This window comes from Chlorogloea sp. CCALA 695 (genome assembly GCF_003003885.1).
Classification (GTDB): domain Bacteria; phylum Cyanobacteriota; class Cyanobacteriia; order Cyanobacteriales; family Chroococcidiopsidaceae; genus Aliterella.
Window position 1 is genome coordinate 110,105 of record NZ_PVWN01000006.1, and the last position, 13,672, is coordinate 123,776.

Here is a 13,672-nt window from a genome sequence, read left to right on the forward strand (position 1 = left end):
CTTACTAAAGATAGATAAATTAATTATATAAATTGAGCAAGTATTATAAAATAGAATTTTTCAAGTGAAAAGGTAGTAAAATATTACGATTCGTTGTCACTATAGCACTTTAAAAAGTAGGCTGCAATTACTATGGCACAAAAGTTTGAGGAATTTTCGAGCGGAGAATTTAAAGAAGATTCTTTGAAAGATAAATTACTCCAGCCAATACAAACAATTGCTGTTGCTGCAACGTTTACGGCAGAACCAATAGAAGAATCCTTAGCATTCTGGCTACAAGAGCTAGAAATTGCCGGAAAAATAGATTTTGCTTCTTATAATCAATTATTTCAAGAATTACTAGCGCCAAATAGCCTAATTAGGAACAACAAACAAGGAATTAATGTAATATTGCTGAGACTAGAAGACTGGCAAAAATATTCTGGTACGGGGTCATCTTTAGGAGAGCGAAGTAAAACCGAACAAATAGTTCAAGAATTTATCCAAGCCGTCAAAACAGCAGTAGAAGATGGTAACACTCCTTACATAATTTGTCTGTGTCCAAATTCACCAATTCCCGAAGCAAGTAACGAGGTTGAAAAGATAGAGGCAGAGATTTTATCAAAGTTAGCAGGCATCAATGGAATTTATCTAATCTCTAACGAGGAATTAAACACAACTTATCCTGTAGATACGTACTACGAGGAGCAAGGAGACAAGTTAGGTCATATTCCCTTTACACCCTTATATTTTGCAGCGCTTGGTACAGCCATTGCTCGTAAAATATACGCAATTCAAAGTCCGTCACCCAAAGTCATTGTCTTAGACTGCGACAATACTCTATGGAAAGGAGTTTGCGGTGAAGATGGAATAAGGGGAATCGAACTCGACGCACCCAGGCAAGCATTGCAAGAATTGATGTTAGCTCAATACCATAGCGGAATGCTGCTTTGTATATGCAGCAAAAACAACGAGGAAGATGTAGTAGAGGTATTTGAGCGCCGCCAAGATATGCCATTAAAACGAGAACATATTATTTCTTGGCGTGTAAACTGGGTAGCAAAGTCAGAAAATATCAAGTCCCTTGCCGAAGAATTAAATTTAGGTTTAGACAGCTTTATTTTTATCGACGATAATCCTGTAGAATGTGCGGAAGTCCAAGCAAATTGTCCAGAGGTATTAACTCTGCTGTTACCCGCAAAGATTACCGAAATCCCACGCTTTTTGCAGCATATATGGGCTTTTGATCGCTTGAAAACAACTACAGAAGATAAAAAAAGAACATCTCTATACAAAGAAAATATAGAACGCGATCGCGCTCTTAAGCAGTCACCTACCCTAGAGAACTTTTTAGACGGGTTAGGCTTAGAAATAAAAATTGTCCCCCCATCGCTCCAGCAAAACGAAAGAATAGCCCAACTTACTCAACGCACTAATCAATTTAACCTCACCACTATTCGCCGCTCCCAGCAAGAAATTAAGCAATTATGTGAAAGCAATTATGAGTGCTTGGCAGTAGAAGTAAGCGATCGCTTTGGTGACTATGGATTAGTGGGGGTAATACTGTTCACAACCGATAATGACAGCCTAATTGCCGATACATTTTTACTTAGCTGTCGGGTTTTGGGTAGGGGAGTAGAGTACAAAATGCTTGCCCGTTTAGGCGAAATTGCCCGTGAAAAAGGGATGAAAAGAGTAAAATTAGCTTACGTACCCAGCGAAAAAAATCAACCAGCCTTAAATTTTTTAACCGCCGTTGGGAGCCAATACAAACAGCAAACTCTGGCAGGTATTAGTTGGCAGTTGCCTGTTGATTACGCTCAATCGGTAACTTATAACCCCCAAGCTAAGGACGTGATTGAAACTAAGAGCGCTTCTGTGCCAACCCAAAAAACTAAGCGATCGCTTCCAGTCCAAAAAAGGTTAAATCGCTTACACCGTATTGCTACAGAATTTTATAGTGCCAGCAAAGTATTTGAGCAAATTCAATTGCAAAAACGCCAGCGTCCAGACTTGCGAGAGTCTTATATTGCACCCCAAAATCAAACGCAGCAGCGACTAGCCCAAATTTGGAGCCAGGTATTGCGAGTTGAAAATATCGGCATCCACGATAATTTCTTCGACTTGGGTGGAACTTCTGTAGTTGCCGTCCAGTTGTTTGTGCAAATTGAAAATGCTTTTGGTAAAAAATTGCCTCTACCTACACTGTTGCAAGCTGGGACTATTGAACAACTAGCCAAAGTTATTCAACTTGAATCATCAAAACCTTGGTCTTCACTGATCGCTATTACAGCAGGTAATCCGGCTCAAAAACCACCATTATTTTGCATTCATGCGATCGGAGGAGGAGCTTTATATTACAGAAACTTAGTTGAACATATAGATCCAAATCAGCCAGTTTATGGTCTAGAAGCTAGGGGCTTAGACGGTCAAGAATCGCCATTTACTTCAATTAAAGACATGGCAGCTTATTATATTGAACAAATATTCACTGTCCAGCCACCATCCTCAAAACCCTATTTCTTAGCAGGTTCCTCTATGGGTGGTTTAATAGCTTTTGAAATCGCCCATCAATTACAGAACTTAGGACAAAAGATCGCCCTAGTAGCATTGTTTGATACGATTAGCCCAGTTTATCAACAGTTTTCCTTACGTAATCAAGTTGTTAATCATTTAAAACAAGGCTATCAATTTACTCTAGCAAGAGTGAAAGCTAAAACAAATTTACTCAAATCTAAAATTGAGCAGCAAATTAGGAGAACCTCTGGTAAAGACGCGGCAAATTTACCATCAGTTACTCGCAACTTCCGCTTAGAGGTGGAGGCGATTAATAAACAAGCTTTGAAAGCTTACTCGCCACAAGCTTATCCGTTGCAAGTAACTTTGTTTCGGGCGATGAATCAACCGATGGGTGCAAGTTGGTACTTTGACACTCAACTAGGTTGGGATAAACTAGCTGTAAAAGGCGTAAAAGTGTATAACGTTCCTGGCAATCATTTATCGTTAATAGAAAAACCACAAGTAGAAGTCCTCGCCGCAAAATTTGAATTTTGCTTAAAACAAGCCCAAACAAACAAAGCAAGCGATCGCCAACCTATTAATCGCTAAAATGCGATTTATCACCATTGCCATAGCTAGAAATCCGTACCTCTATTAGCCCTAGGCTCGCGCTAGGATGTATTACAGACATTGGTATTATTTTAGGCATTAGTTGCTATGACACAAGTAAAGGCCGTCCAAGCCCCCTATTCTGGCGATTCTTCCTACCGCAGTCCGCCACCGGATTTGCCCTCGTTGCTTTTAAAAGAACGAATTGTTTACCTAGGACTACCTTTAGTTACACCGGATGAATATAAACAGCAACTTGGGGTAGATGTAACAGAGCTAATTATTGCTCAATTACTTTACCTGCAATACGACGATCCCGAAAAACCTATTTATATTTACATCAACTCTACCGGAACTTCTTGGTATGGCGGCGATGCGATCGGAGCGGAAACCGAGGCTTTTGCAATTTGCGACACGCTCAACTACATCAAGCCCCCAGTTCATACTATCTGTATTGGGCAAGCTATGGGGACAGCAGCAATGATTCTCTCGGCGGGAACTAAAGGCTTTAGAGCAAGTTTGCCCAACGCTACCATCGTCTTGCATCAAGCCCGCCGCCGCGCTCCTTACAGTCAAGCTACCGATATCCAAATCCACGCTAAAGAAGTTTTTGTTAACAAAGAGATTATTTTAGATATTCTCGCCGCTAACACCAGTCAGGAAAAAACGAAAATTGCTAAAGATATGGATCGGATGTACTACATGACTCCCCATCAAGCAAAAGAATACGGCTTGATTGACAAAGTTTTGGAAAGTGCCAAAGACCTTCCTCAACCTCTTGCTGTTGCTCGATAATCTCGATTGCCCCTTCCTGGAGAATTTATTTATGCCTATTGGAATTCCTAGAGTCCCCCATCGCTTTCCAGGGGAGCCTTACACTCAATGGATTAATATTTACGAGCGCCTTTCCTTGGAGCGAATCATCTTTTTAAGTGGAGAGGTGAACGATGGAATGGCAAATTCAATTATTGCTAGACTGTTGTATCTAGATTCAGAAGATCAAAGCAAAGATATTTTTATCTACATCAACTCCCCTGGTGGCTCGGTTACAGCCGGATTAGCAATCTATGACACCATGCAGCACATTAAATCAAATATAGTCACAATTTGTGTGGGTATGGCAGCTTCTATGGGTTCGTTTCTGCTGGCGGCGGGTACTAAGGGCAAGCGTTTAGCTCTGCCTCACGCACGAATTATGATCCACCAACCCGCCGGGGGCGCTCAAGGTCAAGCTACAGATATCGAAATTGAAGCACGAGAAATTCTCCGTTTGCGTCATCAACTCAATCAAATGCTGGCAGACAGGACAAGTCAGCCTTTAGCAAAAATTGAGAAAGATACTGATCGCGACTATTTTATGTCGGCGGCAGAAGCGAAAGAATACGGTTTAATTGACCGGGTAATTGAAGATCGCGTGTAAGTCAGTGAGCCTTTAGAGTCAAATCTAAAGGCTACTCAATATTTAGCCACCTATGGACAAAGCCGCTTGTTATCTATTGCTAGAATTGACACCCGTAGCAACGCTTGTCGAAATAAAAGCTTCCTACCGACGACTAGCACGGCAATACCATCCTGATATCAATCCGGGCGATCGCACCAAAAATGAAAAATTTATCGCTCTAACGGCTGCCTATCAAGCGCTGGTGGAGTCTTGGCAGCAACCATTGCCAGAAGTAGCCCCAGCAACGCCAAAAATTACAGTAACCCGCCCTCCTTCATCGCCGCCAATATCTGCCACCGAACAAAAGCTGAAAAACGATTATCATCAGCAGTTACAGCAGTTATGGCAGTACCAGAAATTTCCTAGGGCGATCGCATTATCTGAAGCTTTGGCGCAACGTTTCCCTTCAGACAAAGAAGTCCAATCTTGGCAAGCAATTTCCTACTGGCGTTGGGGAAGTTATTTAATTAACCAAAAGCAAGCAGATAAAGCCCGAATTTTTCTTAAAAAAGCTCTAAAGACCGACCCCCACAATCGTCAGTTATGGTCGCACGTAGAGCAAGAATTTCGGCGGTTAGAAAAAATATGGTAGTGGGTAATAGGGAAGGGGTAATGGGTAATGGATAATGGGTAATGGGTAATTAAGCAGTTTCCAATGACCAATGACCAATGACCAATGACCAATCTTTTATGTCTCAAAGCGCAATTACTGTCACTGTTAAGCTATTTGCTGCCTATCAAGAGGCTTACGGGCAATCGGAAATAGTCTTAGAATTTCCTCCCCAAACTCCAGCAATTGCCGTTTTAGAACGCTTAATTTCTCAGCATCCCGAACTTGAAAAATGGCAAGAAATTACTCGCTTTGGGATCAATTGTCAGTTTGTTTCCCCTGATACGCTTTTAGTTAATGGCGATGAAGTAGTCTTAATTCCACCAGTGAGCGGTGGTTAAAATAAATATCCTTGCCAACTGTTGAAGAAATGTAAAGTAAAATTTACGATAGATAGTGGATTACACAAAAAACTATGGATTGCAGCCATATCCAATTTTGCGATCGCAAATCTGTTGTCGATCTTACCCAGTTACAAGCGCTATTTAAGTTAGGAGCGTTTTGGGCAACAGAGCGCAAAATCGAAGACTTAGACATCGCAATTGAAAACAGCGAACCAGTAATTAGTGTTTGGGATAGCCAAAAGCTGATCGGCTTTGCTCGTGCGACATCCGACGGTATTTATCGCGCGACAATCTGGGACGTAGTAATCGATCCCGAATACCGGGGTGCAGGTTTGGGACGCAAGTTAGTACAAACGGTTTTGAGCCATCCCCGCATGAACCGAGTAGAGAGAGTTTATCTAACTACAACTCATCAACAAAGCTTTTATGAAAGAATCGGTTTTGAAGTTAATTCAAGCAGCACAATGGTACTGTACAATCAGCCAATAGCTAAGGTTCAATCTCTAGAAGCGCAGTATCAGGAGTTAATAACGGGATAGAAATTTGCATTCGCGTTGTGGGCGATGTCTCGCTATTTGTAGGTGCAGGAAAAATCTCAAGTTTGCCCTGCATAACTTCTAATGACGTTTGCACAAGTAACAGCGTTAATCCTGGCGAACTTATATTCAAAGCAGACTTAGCAATTAAACTTGCTTCACAGCTAAAATCGCCTTGGAGCAAATCGACAGGATCGTTCCAAATACTAACGGCTAAGGGCGCATCTATCCAAATATAAACAAAATTACTTTCTGGGATTAGCTGAACTGATAAATAAAAAATTCCGCCATCCTCTATACAGAAAATTGCTGCATCAATAAGACTCAAGATGATTTGTCGCAACCATAGAGGATCGGCTAAAACATAAATTTCTGGAGGTGGTGAAGATAGTTGTAGCCTGTGAGAGCGATTTGCGGCAATCATGCGTAAAATATTACAAACTTCTTCCAAAACAAAGCTTAATTGCAAAGGTTGAATTTCTAATTTATTAGTTCCATGTTCTAATCTGGCAACATTAAGGATTTCGTCGATTAACTTAACTAACTGCAATGCCGCTTCGTGAGCTTGGGCAACAAATTGGCGTTCTTCGTCTCTGTCGTCGCATAAATCAGACAAAATCAACTGATGCAGACCAATAATGTTACTTAGAGGCGATCGCAATTCATGAGAAGTTCGCGCCAAAAAGCCCCCTTTAAACTGGCTGATTTGTTGCGCCATCAAGTAAGCCAATTGGGTTTGCGGCAAAACTCCATCTAATTGTTGCGGTGGAATACCTTTTAAATCAGTAGATAATTTTGGCGGTAATAACCACCGACTTGCTAACCCAACTCCTAACCCCGTTGCCAAATATATCCAGTTAGCCAAATCCATAATTAATTGTATAAATCACGACTCTAACTTAACCGCACCAGAGCGTAAAATCTGCCAATTGTTGCTAATCCACTTAATAACTGTAGAAGGTATGGCACTAGAGGACGGCTCCGTAGCTTCAAGGGAGAAAGTTAGGACATCGGGAAACGCTGCTCTAATCTCCCTCATTGTCTGCAATGGTGGTTCGCCCGACTTATTCGCGCTAGTAGTAGCCAGCGCCCCAGTACGAGCCAAAATAGCCCTAGTAACAGCATGGTTTGGCACGCGCAGACCAACAGTACCAGGACTTGCTAAATTAATCTCCTTGGGTACGCGATCGCTCGCTGGCAGTACCATAGTAAGCGCACCGGGCCAATAAGTTGCAGCCATTTGTTGCCATACTAATAATTCTGCCGCATTCCCAGAAACATAGGGCCAAAGATCCGTAGCGCAAGCCGCCATCAAAATTAGTGGTTTATCTTGACTACGCTGCTTTGCTGCAAAAATTAATTGGGCTTTTGACGGTAAAGTTGCCAAAGCTGGAATTGTATCGGTAGGAAAACTAACTAATTTACCTGCAAAAATTCCTTCTACCAATTCTTGCAGCATTCCTTGAGTCATGAGCGCAATTTAATTAATTTTTAGGGCTAAAACAAAACGTTCGATACCTGCTAAATCGGTATGAATTGAAATATTAGTATAACTTTTGCGATCGTGCAGTAACGACGCAACTATTTCTGCTTGTCCCGCCATTGTCTCCGCCAACCACACGCCCCCAGGTAGCAAATAATCGGGCGCAGTCTCTACCAAATAGCGCAAGCAATCAATGCCATCGTCGCCTCCATCTAAAGCCAGCCTAGGCTCGTGCTGGGCTACTTCTGGCTGTAGTTTTGCAACTAAAGCACTGGGAATATAAGGAGGATTGGATACCATGCCGCTCAATTTTCCCTTAAATAGTGCTAGGGGTTCCCACCAAAAACCTTGATAGAATTTAATGCGACTTCCAAAGCCCAAGAGTAGAGAATTTTTTCGAGCGATTTCTATTGCTGCACTGCTACAATCAACGCCATGAATTTTTGCTTGCGGAAATATCTCCGCAAGTCCCAGACTAATTGCGCCGCTCCCTGTCCCTAAATCTGCCCAATGTCCTTGTTCTAGTGATATTGAGCTATTTTTTGCCGCCATCACTGCCAGATCGATTAGTTGCTCTGTTTCTGGGCGGGGAATCAGTACTGCTGGAGAAACTGCTAATTTGAAGTTACGCCAATACACAACTCCAGCAATATACTGAACTGGCAAAAACTCGCTTAACCTTCTTTGCCACAATCGGTCTAATTCTTCAATCTCAAGCTGGATAGGAATTTGGGGCAAATCGCGGAAAGACTCTAAGCAGAGAGTTAATCTTTCTAGCCCAGCTACTTCTTGTAAGAGCCAGTCTAATTCGCTTGGGGAAACTTTAGCCGCTATTGCAGCTTTTTGGGCTGTTTTTCGCCATTGCCAAAGTTCTTCACCTGAAACAAACCGCCGCAGCTTTTGATTCATGCCCAAACTTATTTTTTACGTGGTTGCGCTGCGGGTAGACTGCGAACAAAGTCGATGGATGCTTTGGGGGGAACCAACATAATTTGGTTTAGCTGGGTATCATTGCGACTTTGCATTGTTTCAATCACCCCTTCTAAATTGACTACCTGAATCTCAACGGTAGAAGCCAAGTTTGGTTGTTGTTTTTTAAACCTGTCTAACATTGATTGCAATTCTTCTTTGTTAAAAAAGAAAGGAATTACTTGCTTATCTGCTTGTTTGACTGTTAAATAGCCTTTTTCTTTCCCGGCTTTAGCGACAAATAGCGGTGTTCCCTGAAACTTTTTCTCATCTTGACCTGATTTCTTGAGTAATGCCATTGCGGCATCTACTTGTTGCTTGGCGGGTACGTAAGCAAAGTCTAAGGAGTTAGGCTTGGTGCTACTAGCTTGGTCTAGCTTGTATACTTCCCCTAGAGAAACAGGAACTACCCGAACATTTTTGGCAAGTTCTGGGTTTTTGGTTTTGAGTTGATTTACAAATGCTTCCGCATCCTTTTGGTTGATAAATACTCCCGCAACTCCACCTTCTTTTTTGTTGTCGTTATTAGAAGCTACTAAGGGCGCTCCCTTGGCATCGGTGATTGTAAATACAGGTACAGGTCCTAGCTTTTGGACAATTTGATCTTGAGGCAAAGAAAACGCGCTCATTGTGCCAAAGATTGCCGAGCCAACAATGGCACTGCTAACTATTCCTAACTTTGCACCCAAGCTAAACATTGATTTCATGAATACTCCTGGCATTAATAGCCAATTATTTTGAGCTAAACGGTAATATCTTACTTACTATTGGTTCCATAGAAGGAGAAACAATTTATGTGAGCTATCTTATCGTTCATTTTTGTTTCTGTCTGCTCAATATAATTTTTTTATACTGGCTTGTTGGTAAATTGCGACGATTTTTTGTTGGTGCTTTCAAGCAATAAAGTCTTTGGACAAAATCTTTAATTCCTGATAATTTACTCCACTTTTTGCCTGACGCTACATTACTACAAATCGTTCCTACCTAACACTATCTGAATGAGTTTATCAAACTTCACCAATTTATAATTGGTTACTAATCTACAAGATTGTAACTACTTTTGTAAATTAGTCTGCAATAAAATTCTTGACTAATATTTTATATATTATTTACAAATCGGGATGACAGGATTTGAACCTGCGACATCCTGCTCCCAAAGCAGGCGCGCTACCAAGCTGCGCTACATCCCGTATTTTAGCTCGTACACTAACTTAACACAGAAGTACAATTATCACAAACTTGCCTCTAATTAAGCAGTAGGTAAGATGCTTTAACTTGGATACCAAAACATTCCTTTAATCCCTTCGGGGTCGGCTGTAAACCCTAAACCGCGATAAAAATCGACAACTTGAGGATCGGCAAATAAAGTTACATTGCTAATATCTTCGCTTCTAAGTTTTTTGATCATATATTTCATCATTGCTTTGCCTAGACCTTTGCCTTGAAAATCTGGGTGAACGACTACATCCCAAATAGTGGCATTAAAGGCATGGTCGGAAGTGGCACGAGCAAACCCGATCAGGCGTTTTCTCGTTCCGCGCACTTCCCACATTGAGGCAACGAGGAAACTAAACTCAATGGCTTTTTTTACCTTACGCAAAGGGCGACGCGACCAACCGACGGCATCGCAAAGTTCTTCTAATTCGTACAGATCAATGTTGCGATCGCTACTAAACACAATTGTGCGATCGCTATTAGTCGAAAAACCGCTCACAGATTCTAGAGCCGTGTAATCTTCGCCCGACGTTATCTTGGCTTCAGTGGTAGTTTCAGCACCGTTAAACCAGCTTTTCCAAAAACCCATGCCAACGTGGTTCGATAGTAAAAATTATTTTGCCTATATTAGCTAGGAAAGGTCAAGCTATTAGCAAAAAGCAAAGCTCGATCTTGAGATAAAAGCAAATCAATAGAAAAGTTGATTTTCCCCTCTAAAAACAAAATAAGCTCCTAGAAGTCAATATGCTTTTACCTAGCCATCTTAAAACTTTAACACTTTGTTAACAACCTGCTAGACAACGGGGATCGATTTTTTGGCAATTTTAGTGTCAAAGCGGAGGAGTGTTAAGGATAAAATATAGTTATGGCAACTATTGAAATTTCGGGAATTGAACATAGCTACGAACTGACGGGCTTTGCGTCAGATTCTCCTACCTTAGTTTTTATCCACGGGTGGCTACTAAGCCGTGAATACTGGCAACCTTTAATTAAGTGTTTAGCACCAGATCGCCAGTGTTTAGCTTATGATTTGCGCGGCTTTGGTCAATCTCCAGGCAGATTAACGTCAATAACTGATGCTCCTGTAGTTAATCCATTCTTAAATAGTGCTGTAAACAAGACAGAAAATGTCCCTGATTTACGCTCAAATAACCCGCAGAATTTTTCTAATTGCTATACGACGGCGGCTTACGCAGAGGATTTAGTTGTTCTCTTAAAAACGTTGAATATCAGTAGTGCATGGCTAATTGGTCACTCTTTAGGGGCAACGGTAGCGCTATTAGCCGCCGAACTTCGCAGCACCCAAATAAAAGGCGTAATCTGTATCAATGCTGGAGGGGGAGTGTACCTCAAAGAAGCCTTTGAGCAGTTTCGCGCGGCGGGTCAGCAGTTATTAAAAATTCGTCCCCGTTGGCTTTGTTACTTACCTTTAGTTGATTTAATATTTACCCGCGCTAATGTAGTCAATCCTATAGCTCGCCAATGGGGTCGCCAAAGAGTAATTGATTTTGTGATGGCTAATCCCGAAGCCGCTTTAGGAACCCTTTTAGACTCGACCACCGAGGAAGAAGTGAACCGATTACCGTCGCTAGTTTCTCACTTGTCCCAGCCTGTTTATTTCTTCGCCGGACAGCAAGACAAGATTATGGAGCCTAAATATGTCCGTCATCTGGCAAGCTTTCACCCCTTGTTTCAAAGCGATCGCGGTAATGTATTAGAAATTCCTAACTGCGGACACTTGGCAATGTTGGAACAAACACATACCGTTGCTACAGAAATTCGGAGTATTTTGGCGCGACATGGGTAATTGGGAATTGGGAATTGAGAATTGGTAATTGGTAATTGGGAATTGGTAATTGGTAATTAAGTAGTTTTAAATGACCAATTTCCTACTGCTGATATAGTTGCATAACATCCGTTAGTGGTAAACGCGATCGCCCAGCTAAAGTTATTGGTGATGTATGACCACGATTGAAGTGTTCCGCCGCCGCACAGCCAATCATTGCTGCATTGTCGGTACAATACTTCATTGGTGGAAATAAGACGCGCAAGTTATGCTCTTTGGCTGCCGCTTGCAAATGCTGCCTTAGTCCACTATTTGCCGCTACTCCACCACCTACAGCAATAGTATCTAAACCGAAATCCGTAGCGCAGGCAATGGCTCTTTTTGTCAGACTTTTCGCTACAGTCTCTTGGAAACTTGCCGCTATATCCCCTACTGGAAAAACTCCATTGTCTTGCTTCACTTTTTGCACTAGCCGCAATACTGCTGTTTTTAAGCCGCTAAAGCTCGAGTCGTAAGGATGAAACTTGCCATTTGCTAAAGAAATTTTGCCTTCGGGGAGTTTAAAAGCTTGGGGGTTGCCAATTTGGGCTAATTTATCAATCTCTGGCCCGCCGGGATATCCTAATTCTAATAATCGCGCTACTTTATCAAAAGCTTCTCCCGCCGCATCGTCGTGGGTTTGTCCCAAGGTTTCGTATTCACCGCAGTCTTTGACATAAATTAAGCTGGTATGACCACCAGAGACTAGCAAGCTTAAAAAAGGCGGCTCTAAACTAGGTTCACTTAAACAGTTGGCGTAAATATGCCCTTCTAAATGATGCACCCCGATTAAGGGCAAGTTATGCAGAATTGCTAAGGTTTTAGCGGCAGAGATACCTACCATTAGCGCTCCCACAAGTCCGGGGGCGCAAGTTACCGCCACAGCATCGATTTTTGTGATTGGTCTTTGGGCCTGTTCTAAAGCCAAGGCGATCGCGCTATTAATTGTTTCTAAGTGCTGGCGTGATGCTATTTCTGGCACTACCCCGCCATACTGCTTATGGATGGGAATTTGGGAGGTGACAACGCTACTGCAAACTGTGCGATTATTTATTACCGCGACGGCAGTTTCGTCGCAGCTAGTTTCTATGGCTAGAATAGTTGACATTTGGTTGAAATTAGCGATTAATTTACTACTTTTGGCTGCTATTGATTGGGAAACTTAAACTTTTATTTACTTAATCTATTGTCGGCTCTCTGGCAAGAGTATGATAGCTTCCAAGTTCTGAAAACTTTATTTGTTTTGTAACAAAGGGAAACAATTTCATGCAACGATTGTTTGCTTTGGTTCTAGTCATTGGTTTCTGGTTTAACTTTGCGCCTCCAGCCTCAGCTTCAGCGCAAGCTAATCTAGTTCCTTGTAGTGAATCACCAGCCTTTCTTCAACGGGCAAAAGATGCCCGTAACACAACGGGCGATCCCAATTCTGGCGCAAAACGTTTCGAGCGTTATGCTCAAGCTCAGTGCGGCCCTGAAGGTTTACCCCATTTAATTGTTGATGGTCGTCTCGACCGTGCTGGGGACTTCATTATTCCTAGCATTCTCTTTCTCTATATTGCTGGTTGGATTGGTTGGGCAGGTCGCTCCTATATCCGAGCAAGCAAAAAATTGGAAGGTTCTCCCGAAAGTAGGGAAATTATCATTGACGTGCCTTTGGCGCTGAAATGTACCGCAGGCGGTGCTACTTGGCCCTTGGCAGCTACTTCGGAATTTTTATCAGGCGAACTATACGCCAAAGATGAAGAAATACCTGTTTCACCACGCTAATTTAGCTTAACTTATCCGCTTATTTTGAGTGTCGATTGATGAAAAATAAAGAAGACCAAAAAACCTACTTTCTTCAGTATCTTTCTCTAGCGCCAGTGCTGGCAGTAGTTTCAGTTTCTATCGCTTTCACTACTTGGGCTATATTCAACAGCATCTTCCCTGATTTGCTTTTCCATCCCATGCCGTAGAAGTAGCTCTAATTGCTAGTTCGATGTTTATTAGCTAAATAAATTACTTGTCGTTCAAGTAATTTATTTAGCTAGTACCTAATAAATGTAATTAAGTCATACTTCTAAAGGTGTAAACTTGCAATTTTCTTTAACATAGATTGCGAGTTTTTTTAGTGTTTATTTATCAAAATTAGTTTAATTAATTTTTCTAAAGTTAGTGAGGAA

Annotated in this window: 15 protein-coding genes and 1 tRNA gene; 9 read left to right on the forward strand and 7 right to left on the reverse strand. The window is 41.8% G+C overall.

Going from position 1 to position 13,672, the window contains the following annotated elements; genetic code table 11:
* Positions 1 to 132 precede the first annotated feature (132 nt).
* From C7B70_RS05325 to C7B70_RS05350, 6 genes are all read left to right on the forward strand, one after another.
* Complete coding sequence (locus C7B70_RS05325) at positions 133 to 3,087, forward strand: HAD-IIIC family phosphatase (RefSeq protein ID WP_106368023.1); 2,955 nt, start codon at positions 133 to 135, stop codon at positions 3,085 to 3,087.
* 108 nt (positions 3,088 to 3,195) lie between these two features.
* On the forward strand, positions 3,196 to 3,882 hold the full coding sequence (locus C7B70_RS05330) for an ATP-dependent Clp protease proteolytic subunit (RefSeq protein WP_106368024.1): 687 nt from the start codon (positions 3,196 to 3,198) through the stop codon (positions 3,880 to 3,882).
* Positions 3,883 to 3,913: 31 nt separating this feature from the next.
* Positions 3,914 to 4,507, forward strand: coding sequence for an ATP-dependent Clp protease proteolytic subunit (locus C7B70_RS05335; protein WP_106368025.1), 594 nt, complete (start codon positions 3,914 to 3,916; stop codon positions 4,505 to 4,507).
* Between the two features lie 52 nt (positions 4,508 to 4,559).
* Positions 4,560 to 5,120 carry a J domain-containing protein gene (locus tag C7B70_RS05340; protein ID WP_106368026.1) on the forward strand — a complete coding sequence of 187 codons (561 nt, stop codon included), beginning with the start codon at positions 4,560 to 4,562 and terminating at the stop codon, positions 5,118 to 5,120.
* 77 nt (positions 5,121 to 5,197) lie between these two features.
* Entirely contained in the window at positions 5,198 to 5,479 is a 282-nt protein-coding gene (locus tag C7B70_RS05345) for a MoaD/ThiS family protein (protein ID WP_233220828.1), read from the forward strand.
* A gap of 74 nt (positions 5,480 to 5,553) precedes the next feature.
* On the forward strand, positions 5,554 to 6,021 hold the full coding sequence (locus C7B70_RS05350; RefSeq protein ID WP_106368027.1) for a GNAT family N-acetyltransferase: 468 nt from the start codon (positions 5,554 to 5,556) through the stop codon (positions 6,019 to 6,021).
* Here C7B70_RS05350 and C7B70_RS05355 read toward each other — a convergent pair.
* The 6 genes from C7B70_RS05355 to C7B70_RS05380 all read right to left on the reverse strand — a co-directional run bounded on the left by C7B70_RS05355 (position 5,972) and on the right by C7B70_RS05380 (position 10,274).
* Entirely contained in the window at positions 5,972 to 6,889 is a 918-nt protein-coding gene (locus tag C7B70_RS05355; RefSeq protein WP_106368028.1) for a sensor histidine kinase KdpD, read from the reverse strand. The genes C7B70_RS05350 and C7B70_RS05355 overlap by 50 nt on opposite strands.
* A gap of 15 nt (positions 6,890 to 6,904) precedes the next feature.
* On the reverse strand, positions 6,905 to 7,489 hold the full coding sequence (locus C7B70_RS05360; RefSeq protein WP_106368029.1) for an L-threonylcarbamoyladenylate synthase: 585 nt from the start codon (positions 7,487 to 7,489) through the stop codon (positions 6,905 to 6,907).
* A gap of 9 nt (positions 7,490 to 7,498) precedes the next feature.
* A complete protein-coding gene (gene prmC / locus C7B70_RS05365; protein WP_106368030.1) occupies positions 7,499 to 8,410 on the reverse strand; it encodes a peptide chain release factor N(5)-glutamine methyltransferase in 912 nt (303 codons plus the stop codon).
* 8 nt (positions 8,411 to 8,418) lie between these two features.
* Complete coding sequence (locus tag C7B70_RS05370; RefSeq protein ID WP_106368031.1) at positions 8,419 to 9,177, reverse strand: Tic22 family protein; 759 nt, start codon at positions 9,175 to 9,177, stop codon at positions 8,419 to 8,421.
* A 409-nt stretch (positions 9,178 to 9,586) separates the two neighbouring features.
* A tRNA-Pro gene (locus tag C7B70_RS05375) sits at positions 9,587 to 9,660 on the reverse strand.
* 80 nt (positions 9,661 to 9,740) lie between these two features.
* Positions 9,741 to 10,274, reverse strand: a complete 534-nt coding sequence (locus C7B70_RS05380; protein ID WP_106368032.1) for a GNAT family N-acetyltransferase — start codon at positions 10,272 to 10,274, stop codon at positions 9,741 to 9,743.
* A gap of 276 nt (positions 10,275 to 10,550) precedes the next feature.
* Here C7B70_RS05380 and C7B70_RS05385 point away from each other — a divergent pair, with 276 nt between their 5' ends.
* On the forward strand, positions 10,551 to 11,492 hold the full coding sequence (locus tag C7B70_RS05385) for an alpha/beta fold hydrolase (RefSeq protein WP_106368033.1): 942 nt from the start codon (positions 10,551 to 10,553) through the stop codon (positions 11,490 to 11,492).
* Between the two features lie 82 nt (positions 11,493 to 11,574).
* Here the strand turns inward: C7B70_RS05385 and tsaD are convergent, their stop codons facing one another.
* Positions 11,575 to 12,618 carry a tRNA (adenosine(37)-N6)-threonylcarbamoyltransferase complex transferase subunit TsaD gene (tsaD, locus tag C7B70_RS05390; RefSeq protein WP_106368034.1) on the reverse strand — a complete coding sequence of 348 codons (1,044 nt, stop codon included), beginning with the start codon at positions 12,616 to 12,618 and terminating at the stop codon, positions 11,575 to 11,577.
* A 158-nt stretch (positions 12,619 to 12,776) separates the two neighbouring features.
* On the opposite strand from tsaD, the gene C7B70_RS05395 reads away from it, so the two are divergent.
* Both C7B70_RS05395 and C7B70_RS05400 read left to right on the forward strand, forming a co-directional pair.
* Entirely contained in the window at positions 12,777 to 13,277 is a 501-nt protein-coding gene (locus tag C7B70_RS05395) for a Photosystem I reaction center subunit III (RefSeq protein WP_106368035.1), read from the forward strand.
* A gap of 38 nt (positions 13,278 to 13,315) precedes the next feature.
* Positions 13,316 to 13,465 (forward strand): PsaJ protein, encoded by a 150-nt coding sequence (locus C7B70_RS05400; protein ID WP_106368036.1) that lies wholly within the window; start codon positions 13,316 to 13,318, stop codon positions 13,463 to 13,465.
* Positions 13,466 to 13,672 lie beyond the last annotated feature (207 nt).

Excerpts from the sequence above, each read along its gene's own strand:
- C7B70_RS05330 (WP_106368024.1), top strand. The coding sequence starts at position 3,196 with ATGACACAAGTAAAGGCCGTCCAAGCCCCCTATTCTGGCGATTCTTCC.
- C7B70_RS05360 (WP_106368029.1), bottom strand. The coding sequence starts at position 7,489 with ATGACTCAAGGAATGCTGCAAGAATTGGTAGAAGGAATTTTTGCAGGT.
- C7B70_RS05380 (WP_106368032.1), bottom strand. The coding sequence starts at position 10,274 with ATGGGTTTTTGGAAAAGCTGGTTTAACGGTGCTGAAACTACCACTGAA.
- C7B70_RS05325 (WP_106368023.1), top strand. The coding sequence starts at position 133 with ATGGCACAAAAGTTTGAGGAATTTTCGAGCGGAGAATTTAAAGAAGAT.
- C7B70_RS05385 (WP_106368033.1), top strand. The coding sequence starts at position 10,551 with ATGGCAACTATTGAAATTTCGGGAATTGAACATAGCTACGAACTGACG.
- tsaD (WP_106368034.1), bottom strand. The coding sequence starts at position 12,618 with ATGTCAACTATTCTAGCCATAGAAACTAGCTGCGACGAAACTGCCGTC.
- C7B70_RS05335 (WP_106368025.1), top strand. The coding sequence starts at position 3,914 with ATGCCTATTGGAATTCCTAGAGTCCCCCATCGCTTTCCAGGGGAGCCT.
- C7B70_RS05340 (WP_106368026.1), top strand. The coding sequence starts at position 4,560 with ATGGACAAAGCCGCTTGTTATCTATTGCTAGAATTGACACCCGTAGCA.
- C7B70_RS05400 (WP_106368036.1), top strand. The coding sequence starts at position 13,316 with ATGAAAAATAAAGAAGACCAAAAAACCTACTTTCTTCAGTATCTTTCT.
- C7B70_RS05395 (WP_106368035.1), top strand. The coding sequence starts at position 12,777 with ATGCAACGATTGTTTGCTTTGGTTCTAGTCATTGGTTTCTGGTTTAAC.
- C7B70_RS05370 (WP_106368031.1), bottom strand. The coding sequence starts at position 9,177 with ATGAAATCAATGTTTAGCTTGGGTGCAAAGTTAGGAATAGTTAGCAGT.
- C7B70_RS05355 (WP_106368028.1), bottom strand. The coding sequence starts at position 6,889 with ATGGATTTGGCTAACTGGATATATTTGGCAACGGGGTTAGGAGTTGGG.
- C7B70_RS05345 (WP_233220828.1), top strand. The coding sequence starts at position 5,198 with ATGACCAATGACCAATCTTTTATGTCTCAAAGCGCAATTACTGTCACT.
- prmC (WP_106368030.1), bottom strand. The coding sequence starts at position 8,410 with ATGAATCAAAAGCTGCGGCGGTTTGTTTCAGGTGAAGAACTTTGGCAA.
- C7B70_RS05350 (WP_106368027.1), top strand. The coding sequence starts at position 5,554 with ATGGATTGCAGCCATATCCAATTTTGCGATCGCAAATCTGTTGTCGAT.